This window comes from bacterium (genome assembly GCA_024742285.1).
Lineage (GTDB): Bacteria > Myxococcota_A > UBA9160 > UBA9160 > UBA4427 > UBA4427.
In genome coordinates this window covers 13,515-33,239 of record JANSYR010000013.1, presented here as the reverse complement: position 1 = coordinate 33,239, position 19,725 = coordinate 13,515, and the positions used below count along the sequence as shown (strand labels likewise).

The 19,725-nt window shown below is 69.1% G+C and carries 12 protein-coding genes; 8 read left to right on the top strand and 4 right to left on the bottom strand.

What is annotated here, in order from left to right; translation table 11 throughout:
- Window positions 1-8: 8 nt before the first annotated feature.
- The 4 genes from NXI30_21065 to topA all read right to left on the bottom strand — a co-directional run bounded on the left by NXI30_21065 (window position 9) and on the right by topA (window position 5,569).
- The gene (locus NXI30_21065) at window positions 9-911 is read right to left on the bottom strand and encodes an alpha/beta hydrolase (GenBank protein MCR9096722.1); all 903 of its coding nucleotides are present in this window, start codon (window positions 909-911) and stop codon (window positions 9-11) included.
- Window positions 908-2,032 carry a dienelactone hydrolase family protein gene (locus tag NXI30_21060; protein ID MCR9096721.1) on the bottom strand — a complete coding sequence of 375 codons (1,125 nt, stop codon included), beginning with the start codon at window positions 2,030-2,032 and terminating at the stop codon, window positions 908-910. Before NXI30_21060 ends, NXI30_21065 begins: the two co-directional genes overlap by 4 nt.
- Window positions 2,033-2,044: 12 nt before the next feature.
- On the bottom strand, window positions 2,045-2,674 hold the full coding sequence (locus tag NXI30_21055; protein ID MCR9096720.1) for a nuclear transport factor 2 family protein: 630 nt from the start codon (window positions 2,672-2,674) through the stop codon (window positions 2,045-2,047).
- Between the two features lie 93 nt (window positions 2,675-2,767).
- Window positions 2,768-5,569, bottom strand: a complete 2,802-nt coding sequence (gene topA / locus NXI30_21050) for a type I DNA topoisomerase (GenBank protein MCR9096719.1) — start codon at window positions 5,567-5,569, stop codon at window positions 2,768-2,770.
- A 391-nt stretch (window positions 5,570-5,960) separates the two neighbouring features.
- Between topA and NXI30_21045 the strand changes: the two genes are divergently transcribed.
- From NXI30_21045 to purB, 8 genes are all read left to right on the top strand, one after another.
- The gene (locus NXI30_21045; GenBank protein ID MCR9096718.1) at window positions 5,961-7,205 is read left to right on the top strand and encodes an MFS transporter; all 1,245 of its coding nucleotides are present in this window, start codon (window positions 5,961-5,963) and stop codon (window positions 7,203-7,205) included.
- 82 nt (window positions 7,206-7,287) lie between these two features.
- A complete protein-coding gene (locus NXI30_21040) occupies window positions 7,288-7,710 on the top strand; it encodes a CrcB family protein (GenBank protein MCR9096717.1) in 423 nt (140 codons plus the stop codon).
- Complete coding sequence (locus NXI30_21035) at window positions 7,707-8,117, top strand: CrcB family protein (protein MCR9096716.1); 411 nt, start codon at window positions 7,707-7,709, stop codon at window positions 8,115-8,117. The genes NXI30_21040 and NXI30_21035 overlap by 4 nt, the downstream gene beginning before the upstream one ends.
- 244 nt (window positions 8,118-8,361) lie before the next feature.
- Entirely contained in the window at window positions 8,362-10,062 is a 1,701-nt protein-coding gene (locus NXI30_21030) for an acetyl-CoA carboxylase carboxyltransferase subunit (protein ID MCR9096715.1), read from the top strand.
- A 61-nt stretch (window positions 10,063-10,123) separates the two neighbouring features.
- Window positions 10,124-12,877, top strand: a complete 2,754-nt coding sequence (locus NXI30_21025; protein ID MCR9096714.1) for a biotin carboxylase — start codon at window positions 10,124-10,126, stop codon at window positions 12,875-12,877.
- A 269-nt stretch (window positions 12,878-13,146) separates the two neighbouring features.
- On the top strand, window positions 13,147-13,968 hold the full coding sequence (locus NXI30_21020) for a flagellin (protein ID MCR9096713.1): 822 nt from the start codon (window positions 13,147-13,149) through the stop codon (window positions 13,966-13,968).
- Window positions 13,969-14,255: 287 nt separating this feature from the next.
- Window positions 14,256-18,134, top strand: a complete 3,879-nt coding sequence (gene purL, locus NXI30_21015) for a phosphoribosylformylglycinamidine synthase (GenBank protein ID MCR9096712.1) — start codon at window positions 14,256-14,258, stop codon at window positions 18,132-18,134.
- Window positions 18,135-18,174: 40 nt separating this feature from the next.
- On the top strand, window positions 18,175-19,587 hold the full coding sequence (purB, locus tag NXI30_21010) for an adenylosuccinate lyase (protein MCR9096711.1): 1,413 nt from the start codon (window positions 18,175-18,177) through the stop codon (window positions 19,585-19,587).
- Window positions 19,588-19,725 lie beyond the last annotated feature (138 nt).

Here is a 19,725-nt window from a genome sequence, read left to right as displayed (position 1 = left end):
GACGATCGTCACGATTCCGGCGAACCGGAGTCGTTCCGACCTGCTCCGCCTCCGAATCGAGGTGGACCGGGGCGGGCGTCGCACGCGACCAGGCCCGCGGAAGGTAGGGGATCGATTCCGACGCCGCCAAGGCAGCTTTCGGACGCTTCTGCCGCCTGCCCCCCGGCGCCGAATCGGCCCCGTCGCAGAAAGGTGTCGACCTCGTCTGCGACTGGCCCCGCGGCGACGATGAAGGTGTGGGTGTAGGGGAGCACGATGTGGTCCCGCATCCCCTCGAGGCGCGTACTCTCGACGCTGACCGTCCCGTCGTGCGGGGACGGGAGCCAGAGCGGACCCGCAGGGTTGATCCAGTCGTCTCCGGCGATGACACCGAAGGGAATCGAGGGGACCGGGAGGCGTTTCGGGAGGTCCTCCGGGCGGGTCCCGAGCTGCGCGGCGAGCGGCCCCATCACCGCCGTCAACCAACCCAGATCCCGAAGCCTGTCGGCGATCTCGCTGCCGTGATTGGGGGGAGCGAGCATCACGGCGCGCCCGGGCCGTAGATCCGGGTATCGCGGAAGGAGCGCCCTCAGGACCAACCCGCCCAGCGAGTGGGTCACGAAGTGGACCGGTTCGACGCCGGGCTCGCAGACCGCGATCGCCCGGGCGACCTCGTCGGTCGCGTCCTCGATCGTCGCCACGCGCGTGTCGTATCCGACATTGCAGACCCGGTATCCGCGCGCCTCCAGCCGCCACTCGAGGATCCGCATGTTGTTCTCGCTACGGCCGAGGCCGTGCAACAGGACGACGGTCCCCTCGACCGCGTCCGCCGCCTCGTCCCGCTCAGCGAGGGCGACCGCCCCGCCGACCAGGCCGACCAGGGCCACGACCGCCATCGCCGGCCGCGTTCCGCGCCCTCGCCGGGTGCTCATCCGCCGCCCTCCGCACCGAGGGTCTTCGCGAAGAAGCCCAGGAAGGCCGCAGTCGCCTTCGCCCTCGCCTCGTCGTCACGACCGATCAGGTATCCCGAGTGCACGCAGGCGGCCATCGGTCCCCCGCTCGAGAGCCGCATCACGACCCGCTCCGCACGCGTGTCGTCGGGGTCTCCATCGACGATCGGCACGTCCTCGATCCACGAATGGCCCTGCTCGTCGTACTCGATCGTGCACCCGGCGACGTAGGGGGACTCCTCGAAGAGCCGACGCGGGGTCTCCGCTTCCCACGCGTGCCCAGCGCCCTCGTACACCCGCGCGTCGACCTCGACGCCGAGCGAACGCAACGCCGCCTCCCGCTCGCCGCACGCCGCGAGGTCGTTCGAGGCGTCCTCGGTTCCGCGCAGGGTGAGCAGGGGAGCACCGTTCACGCGCTTCGTCCCCCAGTCCTGGAAGCACGGGCCATAGACGTCGACGAAGGCGGCGAAGCCCGAATGAGCCGGCGCGACCGCCTCCCGGACGCGCTCGTCCATCGCGATCCGTACCGCCATGCCTCCGTACGAGAAGCCGATCATTCCGATTCGCGCCCCGTCGATCGCGGGATGGGTCGAGAGCAGTCGCAGGGCCGCGTACGCATCGGTCGCTGCGTCGAACTCCGTCACCGCCATGACCTTCGACAGGTACGGCGTCTCCGTGGTGATCCCGCGCGGCCGGTAGTAGTCGATCACGAACCCCGCGATTCCGGCTTCCGCCAGGGTCTGCGCGATCCGCATCTCGCGCCCCGGCGTGATCCCGCCGCTGCCGTGGACGAGCACCACCGCCGGCACCGGCGCCTCGGCGGAAACGCCGTCCGGGAGCACGAGCGTGCCGAGTCCCGTGGTCGGGACCGGAAGCGGACGGCGGCGAAGCAGGATGTCGAAGTCGTAGGGCGACCACGTGGCGAAATGGAAATCCCCCTCGCCACCCGCGGCGAGATCGCCCTGCGGCGCCGGCCAGTCCGGGAACTCGGGAAGCTGAGACTCGGCGATCCCGGCAGCACCCCCTACGGCGAACCAGGCGATCGATGCGACGATCACGATCGATGCGATCCCGACGGAGACGATCTGCAGGCCCCTGATCATCACGCGCCCTCCCTAGCGAACCCGAACCGGGAGCCGCTCGTCTTCCGGAGCCATGCGCGCCAGGAAGCCATCGAGGGGCGCCGGGGCCGGCACCTCGGAGTCCCGCACGTAGTCGTCGGACCAGAAGCGCGCCCACGACGCGAAGAACTGCGCGAAGCCCCCGTCGTACGCCTCCCGGTCGGGCCACCGCATCTTCTTGTCGCCGACCGGCGGCGCGTTCAGATCCGTCGCGTACCAGTAGAGCGGCAGACGCCGACGGAAGAGCCACGCTCCTCCGAGCCGCTCGTAGCGATCCCAATAGACCATCGTCATGATCACCCATTCCTCGCCCGCCTCGTGCTCGTTCCGGCTGTACACGAGGCCGCGGGCGTGGTCGGGGTCGTCGAACTCGATGATGTGGTTGCCGGTGACGTGGGCCGTCCCGGTGAACTGGTCGCGGAGCGTCTGGTCGAACCAGACCTTGAGGGCTCGACGACCGGTCTCGTCACGACTGACGCGCACGTCTTCCGGGAAGAGCCCGCAGAGCGCGTCGAGGTCGCGCATGTCGAGGGCCAGGCAGTACTTGGCCACGAGCTGACGGATCGCGTCGAGGGACTCGAGTCGATCGAGTCGCGCTTCGGGCGTGTCGGGTGTCCAGGTCATCTCGGGAGCCTCGCTCGGTTCGAGCAAGAACGTGCCGGAGACGCACCGCGGTAGCCAGTGCGACGCGAAGCGGCCGAGGCGAACTCGCGGAGTCTACTTCCCCGCTGCCTTCTTCTTCGCGGCCTTCTTCTTGGCTGCCTTCTTCGACGCCTTCTTGGACACGTTCTTGGCGGCCTTCTTCTTGGCCGCGCTCTTGCGCTTGGGCGCTTTCTTGGCGGCCGCCCGCTTCTTCTTGGCCGCGCCCTTCGCCTTGACGGCCTTCTTCGGCGGCGGGATCTCCTCGACCCACTTGCCGTCCTGATAGGTGGCGCGCCAGCCGGTCGTCTTGCCGTCCTGCTCCGAGGTGACGTACTGCTCCTTGGTCTTGCGCGCGAAGCGGACGATCGCCGGACGCCCCTCGTGGTCCGTGAGTGGCGCGGTCGCCAGGAACTTGTACTTCTCGTCGAGCTTGTCCTCGACGCTCTTGATCTCTTCGATGGACGGGGCCCGGGTCTCCCGGTGCTTCGGGAACTGGCTGGCCGCGAGGAAGATCCCCGCCGCTCCGTCCCGCAGCAGGAAGAAGTCGTCGCAGCGCTCGCACTTCAGGTGCTCCATCGGGATGGGGTCGACCTTCGGCGGGGCCGGCTCCCCGTTCCGCAGCAGCTTGCGCGTGTTCTTGCAGTCGTCGCTCGTGCAGCCGAAGTACTTGCCGAAGCGCCCGGACTTGAGCTGCATGTCCTCGCCGCACTTGTCGCACTCGAGGACCGGGCCGTCGTAGCCCTTGATCTGGAACGTGCCGGTCTCCACCTCGAAGCCGGTGCAGTCCGGGTTGTTGCCGCAGACGTGGAGCTTGCGGCCTTCGTCGACGAGGTAGCTGTCCATGGCGGTCTCGCACTTCGGACAATGCCGCTTCTTGAGCAGCAGCCGCGCCTCGTTCTCTTCCTCGTCCTCGCCCACCGTCTCCACTTCGTCGCCGGACACGAGGTTGATCGTGCTCTTGCAGCGCTCCTTGGGCGGAAGCGCGTAGCCGGAGCAGCCGAGGAAGACGCCGGTCGACGCCGTGCGGATCTGCATGGGCCGCTCGCACTGCGGACACGGGATGTCGGTGTCCGTCGGCGAGTTGGGCCGCATGCCCTTCGCCTGGTCCTCCGCGGCGGTGAGCGTCTTGCGGAAATCGTCGTAGAAGTCCCCGAGGACCTTCTTCCACTGTTTGGAGCCGACGGCCACCTCGTCGAGGGCCTCTTCCAGCCCGGCGGTGAAGCCGTAGTCCATCAGGTCGCCGAAGTTCTCGACGAGTCGCTCGGTCACGATCTCGCCCATCTTCTCGGCGTGGAAGCGGCGGTTGTCGAGGCGGACGTAGCCGCGGTCCTGGATCGTCGAGATGATCGACGCGTAGGTCGAGGGCCGACCGATGCCGCGCTTCTCGAGCTCCTTCACGAGGCTCGCTTCGCCGAAGCGGGACGGCGGCTTCGTGAAGTGCTGACTGGGGTCGAGCTTCTCGAGCTGGAGCCGTTCGCCGACCTGGACGTCCGGAAGGGCGACGTTCGCATCGCTCTTGCCCGTCGTCGGCTGGACCTTCGTGTAGCCGTCGAAGACCAGGATCCGGCCGCGGGTCTTCAGCTCGAAGTCGCCGGCCTTGATCGTCAGATTGGTCGAGAGGTACTCGGCCTGCGTCATCTGGCACGCGACGAACTGGCGCCAGATCATGTCGTAGAGACGTTCCTGGTCGCGCTCGAGACCGGAGATCGAACCGGGCTTCACGGCCACGTCGGACGGCCGGATCGCCTCGTGGGCCTCCTGCGCGCCTTCCTTGCTCGAATACGACTTGGCCTCTTCGGGCAGGTAGCGCGGACCGTATTCCCCGCCGATCAGCTCGCGGCAGGACTCGACCGCCTCCGCGGAGAGATTCGTCGAGTCGGTTCGCATGTACGTGATGTGACCGGCTTCGTAGAGCCGCTGGGCGAGCATCATCGTCTTCTTGACGCTGAACCCGAGGCGCGTGCTCGCCGCCTGCTGGAGCGTCGACGTGATGTAGGGCGCGCCGGGGCGCGTCTTGGTCGGCTTGTCCTTGCGCTCGGCGACTTCGTAGTCGGCGGCCTCGAGCAGCGCGAGGGCCGCGTTCGTCTGCTCCTCGGAGGTCGGCCGGAAATTCTCGCCGTTCTGCTTGGCGACTTCGAGGCGGAGCGCCTCCTTCTTGGCCGTCTTCGTGTCGGCGTGGACCTCCCAGAATTCCTCCGGGACGAAGGCGCGGATCTCCTTCTCGCGCTCGACGATCAGACGGACCGCGACCGACTGGACGCGTCCCGCAGAAAGACCGCGCGCGAGCTTCGCCCACAGGAGCGGCGAGAGCATGTAGCCGACCACGCGATCGAGGAACCGTCGCGCCTGCTGGGCGTTCACCCGGGAGATGTCGAGATCGCCGGGATCTTCGAAGGCCTGCTGGATCGCGCTCTTCGTGATCTCGTTGAAGACGACCCGCTTGAAGCGCTTCTCGTCGCCGCCGATCACCTCGCGCAGATGCCATGCGATCGCTTCGCCCTCGCGATCGAGATCCGTCGCGAGATAGACCTGGTCGGCGTCCTTGGCGAGCTTCTTCAGCTCGTTGACCACCTTCTCCTTGCCCGGGAGGATCTCGTAGGTCGCGGCCCAATCCTTCTCCGGGTTGATCCCCATGCGAGCGAAGAGCGCCTTCTTGGCCTGCTCCTTCTTGTGCTTCTCGCGCTTGGCCTCCGGCATCTTGCGCGTCTTCGCCGCAGCGGCCGCACGTGCCTTCGGATCGACCTTCTTGCCGGAGCCACTCGTCGGGAGATCACGGATGTGCCCGACACTGGACTTCACCACGTAGTCTCGTCCGAGATACTTGTTGATGGTCCGCGCCTTGGCGGGCGACTCGACGATGACGAGCGACTTCCCCATTCCGCTTGTCCTGGCTCCTGCTGCGACGTTCGACGGGCTGTCCGGGAGGAGTCGGGGGGAACTTCCTCTCCGGCTTGTTCTCGTGCTCCGAGCCGCCCGGCGACCGTTCAGAGCCCGGGATCGGGTTCAGCGCGAATTTTCTTGAGACGCAGAACCCGTCCCACCCCCCGGAAGGACTTTCCTCGTAGCACACCTCCCCCGGCCCTCGGCAAGCCCACCCGCGCCGGGCAAGTGGGGCATTCGACCCTCGACGCGACCAAAAAGCTTCGTGGCGACGTTGGGTTGGGTCCCGCGCGTCCCGGCAGATCGACGATTGCCGGAAGCGGCCCGAGCCAGGACAATCCGGCGCGCCGATCTGCGCCACCACACCCGCGCGCCCTGCGGGGTCCCCATGCCGACCGCTCCCGACACCCCTCGCTCCGACGACGAAGCCCGTCGCCTCGCGCGCAATCCCGCCCTGCTCTGCGTCCACCAGGCGTTGATGATGTCGCTGTTCCCGATGGCGATCATCACGGTCTTCCAGCGGGATCTGCTCGGTCTGTCGGTACGCGAGATCATGATCGTGCAGGCGGCGTTCGGTGCGTCGCTCGTCGTGCTCGAGTTCCCGTCCGGCTATCTCGCGGATCGGATCGGGTACCGCCCGACGATGATCCTGGCGTCGGCGACCGCGATCGGCGGCTGGGCGGTCTACAGCGCGGCGACGGGGTTCGCTTCCGTGATCGTCGGAGAGCTGCTGCTGGGCGTGAGTCTGTCCCTCGTCTCGGGGACGAGCTCGGCGATGCTCTACGAATCCCTCGACGAGCAGGGTCAAGCCGAAACCTTCGCTCGCTGGTTCGGCCGCTCCCGCTTCTGGGGACAGATGGGCGAAGGCAGCGCGGCGCTCGCCGCGGGCGTGCTCTTCGTGTACTCCGAACGCCTGCCCTTTCAGCTGATGGTCGTCGTGTGGATCCTCAACCTCGGCGTCTCCTTCGCGCTCGTCGAGCCCCGCTACACGCGCCATCGCCCGGAGCGGCCCGTCGCGCACGTGATCGAGCTGATCCGTTACGTCGCGCGCCACGAACGACTCCGCGCGATCTTCGCCGTCGCGGTCACCGTCGGGGTCGCGACCTTCGTCCCGGTCTGGCTCGTCCAGCTCTACGCGCAGGACGCGGGCGTGGCCCTCTCGTGGCTCGGCCCGATCTGGGCCGCGGCGAACTACGTGGTCGCCATCGGCTCGGCCGTCAGCGATCGCACCGGGCGGGCCCTCGGCATGGAGGGCGTGATGCTCCTCTGCTGCGGACTCCTCGCCGTGGGCTATTTCGGAATGGGCCTGACGACGGCGTGGTGGGGGTTCGTCTTCTACTTCGCATTCAATCTGAGCCGCGGCCTCTCGGCGCCGCTCATCGCCCACGCAGAGCAGGCGGCCATTCCGTCCGGCGACCGCGCCAGCCTGGTCTCGATGCGCAGTCTGCTCTTCCGCGCCGCCTTCATCGGCGTCGGTCCCGCCGCCGGCGAAGCCATCGACCGATACGGACAACACGTGGTCCTGCTCGGCCTGGGTGGTCTGCTGGTCACGGGCGCGCTGGCCGCCTGGCTCCCGCTCCTGCGCACGAGAGGTACGGGGGCCTCGCCGAACGCGCGACGCATTTCCACGTAGGCGTAGGTGTAGGCGTAGGTATAGAAGGTCGATCCAGCGGCCTCGCGGGCGCCCACCGACACGAATCCATATGCTCGCCGCGATGCCCGAGCGCCCGCCGCCGATCGCTCTCTGGAAGCTCTGCCTGGTCGTGGCGCTGGGCGGCGCCCTTGGCGCGCTCACGCGGCTCGGGGTCGAGATCGCGCTCGCGGCGAGCGTCGCGTCTCCGCTCCTCGCCGGCTCGCTCTCGCTCGGCGCCGTGAACGCGCTCGGCGCCGGCGGGCTCGGCGGCCTCCTCGGCCGGCTCGAGCGGCGCGGCGGCGCCCCTTGGCTGCGCCCTTTCCTCGCGATCGGCTTCCTGGGCGCCTTCACGACCTTCTCCGGCTTCGCCGCCCATCTGCGGGTCCTCCACCTGGAGGCCGGCCCGCTCCCGACGGCCGTGTTCTTCTTCGCGTCCTGTTTCGCAGCGGTCCTGCTCTTCCACGCCGCGCGCGGTCCCGCGCCCGCGCCGGAGGCGCGCGCTTGATCCTCGACCTCCTGGCAGTGGCTGCGGGTGGCGCAGTCGGCGCGCTTCTTCGCTTCGGCCTGCTTCGCCGATCGGAAGCGAGCGCACGGAGCGCCGGTGGACCTTGGGATGCAGGCGCGCGCGCGACCTTCGCGACGAATCTCGCCGGCTGTGCCCTCTTCGGCTTCTGGGTCGCGGCGGCCGCCGCCGGCCGGGTCGGCGCGAACCTCGACGCCGGAAGCGCGAACGCCCTCGACCTCTTCGTCCTGACCGGGCTCTGCGGGGGCTGGACGACCTTCTCCACCGTCGTTGCCGACGGCGTCCGGCTTCGCAGCGACCGCGGCCGCAGAAGCGCCGTCGCCTACGCCGCCGCGACCGGAATCCTCGGGATCCTCGCCCTCTGGATCGGCCTGCGGATCGGCGCGTAGCCGACTCCCCGCAGGACCAAACCCGACATGCATGTCGCATGGTGCGCCGCGACTCGTTACACTGCGCCGGCCCGCCATCGCGGGCGTCCAGAGCGGCCATCCCCCCGGCGGGGGCCGTACCTCCTGCGAACGATCCGATTCGAACCCACGCGCCCCCCAGCGACGGTCCGCCGTGCCCGGGAGCGCAGCCACGGCGATTCGCGGCCCCTCGGCCGCGGTCGCGAGCGAACCCGACCACGACACCATGGCCGAACCCCAGTACACGCTCTCGAACCCCCTTCCGGAACCCGCGGACGAAGCGAGCGACAAGCCGCTCGCGAACGGCGCCGACACGACGGCGGCCGGTCACGCTGTCCTCCCGGCAGGGCCGTATGACAAGGCGCTCGCCCTGGGCAACGACCTGATCGAGCGCCCGCTCGTCGGAGGCGGCCCGGCCCGCGTCCGCGTCCAGCACTCGAAGGACCGCATGACGGTCTGGGAGCGCATCAAGGTCCTGACCGAGAAGGAGCCGATGATCCTCTACCGGAACTGGGGTCCGGAGCTGGACGGCGCCTCGATCGTGACGGGGATCCTCGACATCGGCGGCCGGGACGTCGCCGTCTACGGCCACGACTTCACGGTCCGCGCGGGCTCGATGGACGCGACCAACGGCGCGAAGCTCGCCCGACTCATCTACATGGCCGGTGAGAAGGGCATCCCGCTGATCGGCATGAACGACTCCGCGGGCGCCTTCGTCCCCGCCGGCGTCGGCGGCCTCGACGGCTACTCCGAAGCGTTCACCGCGCTCCGCAAGATCAGCGGCCTCGTGCCCTCGATCAGCCTCATGTTCGGCTACAACGCGGGCGGCGGTGCCTATCTCCCGCGCCAGGGCTCGTTCATGATCCAGTGCGAGGAGACCTTCATCGGCCTGACCGGCCCGGGCGTCGTGAAGAGCGTGCTCGGCGAGGACGTGAGCGCCGACGAGCTCGGCGGCCCCGGCGTGCACGGCCAGAGCGGCGTGGTCGACCTCGTGACCGGCGACGAGCTCGGCTCCCTCCGGACCGCGCTCCGCCTCCTCGGCTACCTGCCGGACAACAACAGGAGCCTCGCGCCCTTCCACGAGACGAGCGATCCGGTCGACCGGTACACCGAAGAGGAGGACAAGCTCTTCCGCCGGACCTTCGACTCGCCCGCCGGCATGAACGCGCCGATGGACATCACGCTCTACCTTCAGCAGATCTGCGACCACGGCGAGTTCTTCGAGATCCAGCCCCAGCGCGCCCGCAACATGGTCACGGCCTTCGGTCGCCTCGGCGGCTGGGTGACGGGCTTCGTCGCCAACAACTCGGCCGTCGCCTCGGGGCAGATCGACATCGACGCCGCCCTCAAGGCCACGCGCTTCATCCGCTTCTGCAACCTCTACAACATCCCGCTGATCTTCGTCGAGGACACGACGGGCTTCCTCCCCGGCACCGACCAGGAGAGCCGCGGCATCGTCCAGGCGGGCCGCAAGCTCCTCGACGCGATCATCGACGTCCGCACGCCGCGCATGACGATGATCATCCGCAACGCCTTCGGCGGCGCGTACGCGGCCTACAACTCGCACTTCACCGGCGCGGACCTCGTCTTCGCGATGCCGATGGCGCGGGTCGCCGTGATGGGCGCGGCGGGCAAGGACTTCGTCTTCAAGGACGAGATGCGCGCGATCGCCGCGGAGCACAAGAAGGCCCTCGCGGACGGCGCCGACGAAGCGGAGGCCAACCGCCTCCGCGACGAGAAGCTGGCGAAGCTCACGACCGAGTACGAAGACCTGCTGATGAACCCGAAGGAGGCCCTCTCCCTCGGCTCGGTCAGCCGGATCGTCATGCCGGGCGAGAGCCGACGCATCCTCTCCCGAAACCTGGACTTCCTGATGCGGAAGTACACCCCGGAGCCGATGGGCGGCCCGCAGCGCGAGCACGAATAGGCCCGCGCCCGACGCCCCGACTCCCCTCCTCCACCCGCTTCCGCACGAGAGTGATAGACCCATGCTCGACCGCAATGGCAACATGATCAAAGCCCACGAGAGCGACTCCGACTGGATCCGCTCCTTCGACATCTCGGACGTCAAGTGCCTCGTCGTCTGCCGCGGCCCCGTCCGCAAGGAGGCCTTCGACGTCTTCGACGAGATCGGCATCCGCGAGTACGGCATGCTGCTCTCCGAGAAGGACTCGGTCGTCTACCCGCGCTGTCTGGCGCCGGAGCTTCGCGACCTGCGCTTCCCGAGCAACGTCCATCGCGTCGCCGACTACATGGGGGTCGGACAGGCCGAGAAGCTGGAGCGGATCGACGAGATCATCGAGATCGCCGAGTCGAACGGCTACACGCACATCTTCGCCGGCTACGGCTTCATGGCGGAGGACTCGGACTTCATCAAGGCGATCGAGGCAGCGCCGACGGTCCAGTTCATGGGCCCGTCCTCCACGACGATCGATCGCGCCGGCGCGAAGGACGAGGCGAAGAAGCTCGCCCGCTCCCTCGGCAACGCGGTCGTTCCGGGGATCGACAACGTCTCGGCCCTCGCGCTGATCGAGCGCTGCGGCGACCAGAAGAGCCTCGAGGCCCTCGCCAAGGAACTCGGCCTCGCGTTCACCTGGAACGGCGACGTCGACCTCGCCGAGAACGCCGAGCAGCTCCTGCAGGCGGGCTATGCGAAGTCGATCGAGATCGTCACGATCGAGGAGCTCCAGAAGGCGGCCGAGAAGGAATCCCAGAAGATCTGGGAGCAGTACCCGGGCAAGCGCATCCGCTACAAGTGCATCGGCGGCGGCGGCGGCAAGGGCCAGCGCGTCGTCACCAACGGCGGCGAGACCGCCGCGGCGGTCATGGACATCCTCGCCGAACAGAAGGTCCTCGAGCCCGGCTCGAACCGGAACTTCCTGATCGAGCTCAACCTCGAGACCACCCGCCACAACGAGATCCAGGTCGTCGGCAACGGCGAGTGGGCGATCACCCTGGGTGGCCGCGACTGCTCGATCCAGATGCGCGAGCAGAAGCAGCTCGAGTTCTCGCTGACCGACGAGCTCCTGGAGACGGCGGCCAAGCAGACGGACAACCCGAAGCACGCCGCCAACCTGACCAAGGAGCGCGACACGCTCCGCGCGATGGAAGAAGACGGCGCCCGCTTCGGCCAGGGCGTCGGCCTCGACAGCGTCTCGACCTTCGAGTGCATCGTCGAGGGCTTCGACCACTTCTTCATGGAGATGAACACGCGGATCCAGGTCGAGCACGGCTGCTCCGAGCTCGCCTACAAGATGCGCTTCACGAACCCGGACGACCCGACGGAGTTCTTCGAGGTCGAGCGCCTGATCGAGGCGATGGCGCTGCTCGCCGTCCACGGCCCCCGCATGCCGAAGCCGAAGCGGATCCTGCGCGCGGTCTCGGGCGCCGAGGTGCGCGTCAACGCGGTGAACGCCGCGCTCCAGCCGCACGCCGGCGGCGTGATCCGCGGCTGGTCGAAGCCCCTCGACTACGAACACCGCGACGACCAGGGGATCGGCACCCGGAATCCCGACACGGGCTCCTTCCCGTACTACAACCTGGCCGGCGCCTACGACTCGAACATCGCGCTGATCCTCTGCGACGGCACGAGCCGGGCCGACAACCTGGAGCGTCTCGCGGAGATCATCCGCCGCATGGAGCTCCGGGGCGACAACCTCCAGACGTCGATCCCGCTCCACTACGGCCTGATCAACTGGACCCTCGGCCTCGAGCCCATGATGAAGCCGAACACGCGCTTCATGGGGCCGTATCTGGCGGCGGTCGGCGCGCTCGAGACGCTCGCCCGGGACGTCGACATGGACATCGCCGCGAGTGTCGTCCTCGGAAAGCTCGACGACGCCTCCGCGCGCACCACGCTCATGGCTCAGGAGACGCTCCTGCTCCGCCCGATCCGCCGGCTCGTCGGCGATGCCCACGCGCTGACCGGCTTCCTCGGCCTCTACGACGGGAAGCTCTGGACGCGGGACGGGAACGACGTGGAGTTCGCCGCGAATCCAGTCCACTTCCTGCGCGACCTCTACCACTACTTGAACATGGAGACCGCTCCTGGCAAACCGGCCAGCGACATGATCTGGGAGCACGACGACGCGATCCTGCAGGACGCCCTCGCGTTCTACGATCGCGTCGCCACGGCGATCGGCTCCGACGATTGGGGCAAGGTCGACGTCGCGCTCCGGGGCGGACCGATCGAGGCGCTCGTCGGGAGCGATGCTTCGAAGTGGGACGCCTGCCAGGCGGCCCATCGCGGTTATCAGGTCGGCGCATCGCTGCTGCTGATGATCCCGCGACTCGGCATCCAGTCGGAGCTCCTCGACATCACGATCGACGACGCCCTCGAGCCGGTCTTCCCCGCGCGGTTCATGGACGAGGAGAACCAGGAGACCCTGCGCCGGGCCCTCGCGCCGCCGCCGAAGGCCTCCGCGAACGAAATCGTGACGCCGATGGGCGGCTCGTTCTACGCCCGCGAGGCACCGCACCTTCCGATGCTGATCGACGAAGGCGACCACTTCGAAGAGGGTCAGCCGCTCTTCATCATCGAGGTGATGAAGATGTTCAACAAGGTGCTGGCGCCTTTCTCCGGCACGATCACGAAGAACCGAATGGTCGACAGCGACGGCGCCGTCGTCGCCGCCGGCGAGGTCATCTTCGACATCGTGCCCGACGAGGTCGTCATCGAGGAAACCGACGAGGAGATCGCCAAGCGGCGCCAGCAGGTCACGCTGGCGGCGCTCGGCGGGTAGCCGGACGCGCCATCCCCTCGACCGATCGGACGGCGACCGCGCACGGCACGGTCGCCGTTCTGCGTTTCAGAGGACCGCAGTTTCGGCCCGACCTGCGCGTTCGCTGCGTAGGTGGTTCTAGATGGAAGCCCGCATTTCAGCTCGAAATCCGGGATTTCCCTTCACCGTTTCAGACTGAAAGCCGAACCCGGATCCATGACAGCACCACGCGAACCGGAGGGGGACGCGTCGTGGCGAGGCGGCCGTGACCGCCTCGTCGGGGTCTCGACATGTCCTTCCGCATCGGCTCCATGGGAATCAGCCTCGGCGCCATCCGCTCGCTGCGCACGGCGGAGAGCGCGGTCGCGCGGTCCAGCGCACGCCTTGCGTCCGGCCTGCGCATCAACTCCGCCGCGGACGACGCCGCCGGGCTCGCGATCTCCGAACGCTTCCGCGCCGACATCGCGAGTCTGCAGCGCGCCCAGCTGAACACCGCCGACGGCATCGGGATCGCCGAGACCGCCCAGGGCGGCCTCTCCGAGATCTCGAGTCTGCTCTCGGAGGCGCGCGCCCTCGCCATCCAGTCCTCGAACGGCACCCTCGGTGGGCAGACCCGCACGATGCTCGACGACCAGTTCCAGTCGATCCTCGCCGACATCGACGCGATCGCCGCGAGCACGAGCTTCGGCACCTTCAACCCCCTCGTGAACAGCGGCCAGCAGATCGAGATCGCCGTGGGCACGACCGCCGGTGACACGATCACCGTGACGGGTGTCGACGCGACCGCGACCGCCCTCGGCGCCGGTGGTGTCGACATCGCGACACAGACCGGCGCCGGCAACGCGATCTCGGCGATCGACACCGCGATCGCGAATACCAGCGCCCTCGCCGCGCGCTTCGGGATCGCGGAGAACCGCCTCGAGAGCCGGTCCCGCCTGCTCGGCGTCCAGATCGAGGCGTCGGCCGCCGCCGAGTCGCGGATCCGGGATGCGGACTATGCGACGGAGACCGCCCTGCTCACGCGGAACCAGATCATCCAGGAGTCGGCGATCGCCGTCCTCGGCCAGGCCAACACGAACATGTCGCTGGTGCTGCGCCTGCTCGGGACCTGATCGGGCCGTTCGGAGCACGCAGGAATGAGCGATTCCCTCGCGATTCCGAAGGGATGGCGGTAGCCGGAAAGCCGGAAGCGCCGTAGAATCCCGCCATCCCAATCGTCCGCGCTGCTCCGACCCGGTGGCGCGACGGCGGCGGCTCCCCACACTCGTGGGCCCCCACCCTCCCCACCGGATCCCCCCGAAGGTCCCCGTTCCGGGGCGTGCGGACCGAAACGAAGGTCCGACCGAGTCCGCCCCGCGCCCCGTGCGACGGCGACCGGCCCGGGCCCATCGAGGCTCCGATGTTCTCCTTGCGAGGGGGTCCGGCCCACTCCGACGCCCGGCGAAACCGGCTGCTCGCGACGCTGCGACAGACCGAGCCGGGACTCCGCGCCCTCGAGACCGAGAGCGTCTACTTCGTCGACGCCGAGCGCGCGCTGACCGACGACGAGACGCGGGTCCTCGAGGCCCTTCTCCGGGACGGACTCGACCCGGCGCCGGCGAACGAGGCCGCGCCCTCGCTGCTCGTCGTGCCGCGACTGGGCACGATCTCGCCCTGGTCCTCGAAAGCGACCGAGATCGTCCGCAACTGCGGGCTCGGCGCCGTCCGGCGCGTCGAACGCGGCACGACCTGGCGCTTCGTCGGACTCGACGCGGACGCCGCCGCCCGCCTGGCGCCGATCGTCCACGACCGCATGACGGAGAGCGTGCTCGGCGACCCCAGCGAAGCGGAGCGGCTCTTCCAGCGCGCCGAGCCCACGCCCTTCACCCAGGTCGACGTCCTGGGACGCGGCGCGGACGCGATCCGCGAGGCCGACAAACACCTGGGTCTCGCCCTCGCCCCCGACGAGGTCGACTACCTGGTCGACAGCTTCCGCGAGCTCGACCGCAACCCGACCGACGTCGAGCTGATGATGTTCGCCCAGGCGAACTCCGAGCACTGCCGCCACAAGATCTTCAACGCCGACTGGACGATCGACGGCGAGGCCCGCGACAGGTCGCTCTTCGAGATGATCCGGAACACGACGAACCAGTCGCCGGACGGCGTGCTCTCCGCCTACTCGGACAACGCGGCGGTCGTCGCCGGGGGCGACGGCGGTCGCTTCTTTCCCGACCCCGAGACGGGACGCTATTCGCAGGTCGACGAGCCGGCGCAGATCCTGATGAAGGTCGAGACGCACAACCATCCAACCGCCATCTCGCCCTTCCCGGGCGCCGCGACGGGCTCCGGCGGCGAGATCCGCGACGAGGGCGCGACCGGCCGCGGCGGCAAGCCGAAGGCGGGCCTCACGGGATTCAGCGTGTCGAACCTGCGGATCCCGGGCGCGGAGCAGCCCTGGGAGAACGACCCGGGCAAGCCCTCCCGGATCGCCTCCGCCCTCGACATCATGATCGAGGGCCCGATCGGCGGTGCCGCCTTCAACAACGAGTTCGGGCGTCCGAACCTGGCGGGCTACTTCCGGACCTTCTGCCAGGAAGTCCAGGGCGCCGAAGGCCCGGCGGTCCGCGGCTACCACAAGCCGATCATGCTCGCGGGCGGGATGGGCAACGTGCGACCCATGCACGTCGAGAAGGAGAAGGCGAAGGACGGCGCGGCGGTCGTCGTCCTCGGCGGGCCCGCCATGCTGATCGGCCTCGGTGGCGGCGCTGCCTCGTCGATGGCGACGGGGACGAGCGCCGAGGATCTCGACTTCGCCTCGGTCCAGCGGGGCAATCCCGAGATCGAGCGACGCTGCCAGGAAGTGATCGATCGCTGCGTGGCGCGCGGCGACGACAATCCCATTCTCTTCATCCACGACGTCGGCGCCGGGGGCCTCTCGAACGCGATTCCCGAGATCCTCGACGACTGCGACCTCGGCGGGCGGATCGACCTGCGCGCCGTCCCCAACGACGAGCCCGGCATGTCGCCCCTCGAGATCTGGTGCAACGAGGCGCAGGAGCGCTACGTGCTCACGATCGCGCCCGACCGGATCGCCGAGTTCGAGGCGATCTGCGAGCGCGAACGCTGCCCCTACGCGGTCGTCGGCACGGCCACCGCCGAGCGGGACCTGGTCGTCGAGGACGCCCACTTCCCCGACGCGCGGGCGCCGATCGACGTGCCGCTCTCGGTGATCCTCGACAAGCCGCCGAAGATGCACCGGGACGTGAAGCGCGCCGAGAAGCCGACCGAGATCTTCGACGCGGACACGATCGATCCCCGGGAAGCCCTGCGCCGGGTGCTGCGACTCCCGACCGTCGGCGACAAGACCTTCCTGATCTCGATCGGCGATCGAACGGTCACGGGCATGGTCGCCCGCGACCAGAACGTGGGCCCCTGGCAGGTGCCGGTGGCCGACGCCGCCGTGACGACCGGCGGCTACTCGACGGTGACCGGCGAGGCGATGGCCCTCGGTGAGCGGACGCCCGTCGCGCTCCTCGACGCCCGCGCCTCCGCGCGCATGGCGATCGGCGAGACGCTCACGAATCTGGCCAGCGCGCCCGTCCCGGCGCTCTCCCAGGTGCGGCTCTCGGCCAACTGGATGGCGCCCGCCGGCTACGTCGGCGAGGACGCAAAGCTCTACGATGCGGTCGAGACCGTGGGCCTCGAGCTCTGTCCTGCGCTCGGGATCGCGATTCCGGTGGGCAAGGACTCGATGTCGATGCGGACGGTGTGGGACGAGGACGGAGAGGAGCGATCGGTGACGGCCCCGCTCTCGCTCATCGTCTCGGGCTTCGCTCCGGTCGACGACGCCCGGCTCGCGCTCACCCCGGAGCTCCGGCACGAGGCCGACACGACGCTCCTGCTCGTCGATCTCGGCCGCGGGGCCAACCGGCTCGGGGCCTCCGCCCTGGCCCAGGTCCACGCGGCGATCGGCGACGTCCCGCCGGACGTCGACGACCCGGCGACGCTGCGCGGCTTCTTCGAAGCCGTCCAGCGTCTGCTCAGGGAGGGTCGTCTCCTCGCCTACCACGACCGCTCGGACGGCGGCCTCGCGGCGACCCTCGTCGAAATGGCCTTCGCCGGCGCGACCGGCCTCGACATCGATCTCGACGATCTCCCTGGCGCGACGAACGCGAAGCTCTTCAACGAAGAGCTCGGCGCCGTACTCCAGGTCCGGAACGCCGACCGCGAGGCCGTCCACACCGCCTTCGCAGAGGTCGGTCTCGCCGACGCCCTCCACGCCGTGGGCCACCTGCGCGACGACCACCGGATCGTGATCCGCGAGGGCGACGCCGTCGTCCTCGAGAGCGACCGCGCCGAGCTCCGGCGCGAGTGGTCCGAGACCACCTGGCAGATCCAGCGGCTGCGCGACGACCCCGACTGCGCCGACGAGGAGCAGGAGACGCGCTGCGACCTGGACGACCCCGGTCTGACGGTCCATGTGCCCTTCTCGCTGGCGTCTGCGCCGGCCATCACGGGGACCGCGCGACCGCAGATGGCGATCCTTCGCGAGCAGGGCGTGAACGGGCAGATCGAGATGGCCGCCGCGTTCGACCGCGCCGGCTTCGACGCGATCGACGTGCACATGAGCGACCTGATGAGCGGGCGGCGCTCTCTCGACTCATTCCAGGGGCTCGTCGCCTGCGGCGGATTCTCCTACGGCGACGTCCTGGGCGCCGGCGGCGGATGGGCCAAGTCGATTCTCTTCCACGACCGGCTCCGCGACGACTTCAGCGCCTTCTTCGCCGACCCGAACCGCTTCGCCCTCGGCGTCTGCAACGGCTGCCAGATGCTCTCGGTCCTGAAGGACCTGATCCCCGGCGCCGAAGACTGGCCGCGATTCGTCCGGAATCGCTCGGAGCAGTTCGAAGCCCGCCTCGCCCTCGTGCGCGTCGAAGAGAGCCCTTCGGTCCTCTTCGCGGGCATGGCCGGCGCGCGTCTCCCGATCGCCGTCGCCCACGGCGAAGGCCGCGCGGCGTTCGCCGACGAGGCCGCGAAGGTCCGCGTGACCGACGCCGGCCTGATCGCGGGGCGCTACGTCGATGGTCACGATCGGATCGCGACCCGCTACCCCGTGAACCCGAACGGCTCCCCCGACGGAATCACGGCGCTCACCACGCCGGACGGTCGCGTCACGATCATGATGCCTCACCCCGAGCGGGTCTTCCGGACCGTGCAGCACTCGTGGGCGCCGGACGACTGGGGCGAGGATGCTCCCTGGCTCAAGCTCTTCCAGAACGCGCGCGCGTTCCTCGCCTAGCGACCCGCCCTCGCTGATCGCCAACCCATTCTAGGACCCCATGCCCTCCGATCCCGACAACACCTCCGAACCGGTTTCCCAATCGGCCTCGCTCCTCGCGATCTCGCCCCTCGACGGCCGCTACCAGAGCAAGCTCGACGACCTCCGTCCGATCGTCTCGGAGTTCGGCCTGATCCGCTATCGCGTGATCGTCGAGGTCCGCTGGCTCGAAGCCCTCGCGGCGGCGCCCCAGATCCCCGAGGTCCCCGCGCTCTCCGACGAGGCGAGCGCCTGGCTCGACGCGCTTCTCGCGGACTTCTCGCCGGCGGACGCCGCCGCGATCCGCCAGATCGAGGCGACGACGAACCACGACGTGAAGGCCGTCGAGTACTGGCTCAAGGAGAAGCTGGCGACGAACGCCGAGCTCGAACCCCTCCTCGAGTTCGTCCACTTCGCCTGCACCTCTGAAGACATCAACAACCTCTCCTATGCGCTGATGCTCCGGGACGCCCGCGACGAGATCGTCCTGCCCGAGATCGACCGGGTCATCGCGACCCTCCGACAGATGGCCGGGGACTACGCCGACCTGCCGATGCTCTCTCGGACCCACGGACAGCCCGCGACCCCCACGACCCTCGGTAAGGAGATCGCCAACGTCGGCGCGCGCATGCTCCGCCAGCGCGAGCTCATCGCCGCGGTCGAGATGCTCGGCAAGGCGAACGGCGCGGTCGGCAGCTATGCCGCACACGCGGTCACCTACCCCGAGGTCGACTGGGAGGCGCACACCCGGGACTTCGTCGAGTCGCTGGGCCTCACCTGGAATCCGATGACGACCCAGATCGAGCCCCACGACTGGATCGCCGAGCTCTTCCACGGGCTCGTCCGGTTCAACACGATCCTGCTCGACCTGTCCCGCGATCTCTGGAGCTACATCTCGATCGGCTACTTCAAGCAGAAGCTGGTCGAGGGCGAGGTCGGCTCGTCGACCATGCCCCACAAGGTGAACCCGATCGACTTCGAGAACGCCGAAGGCAACCTCGGTGTGGCGAACGCCGTCCTGGGGCACCTGGCGGAGAAGCTTCCGGTCAGCCGCTGGCAGCGCGACCTCTCCGATTCGACCACGCTCCGGAACGTGGGCCTGGGAGTCGGCCACGGCGTCCTCGCGATCCGGTCCGCGATGCGCGGACTCGGCAAGCTGGCCGTCGACCCGGAACGGCTCGCCGCCGACCTCGACCAGAACCAGGCGGTCCTGGCCGAGGCGATCCAGACCGTGATGCGCCGGCACGGGATCGAGGAGCCCTACGAGAAGCTCAAGGCCCTCACCCGCGGCCAGGAGATCAACGTGGAGCGCCTGCGCACCTTCGTCGATGGGCTCGAGCTGCCCGAGGCGGTGAAGGCCGAGCTCGGCGGGCTCTCACCGGACCGGTACATCGGCCTCGCGGCGGAGCTGGCGAAGCGATTCGCGGCCGGCTGAGGTCTTCGGCGATCGGCGCACGAGCGCCGAGATTCCCCCTCTAACTCCCCTCAGTCCCGCCTCAGCCCCTTTTTCGGGGTCGAACGATACGCACCGTTTCGTTATTGTCCCGAAGACCCGCGAGGGTCGGAGCGCGCC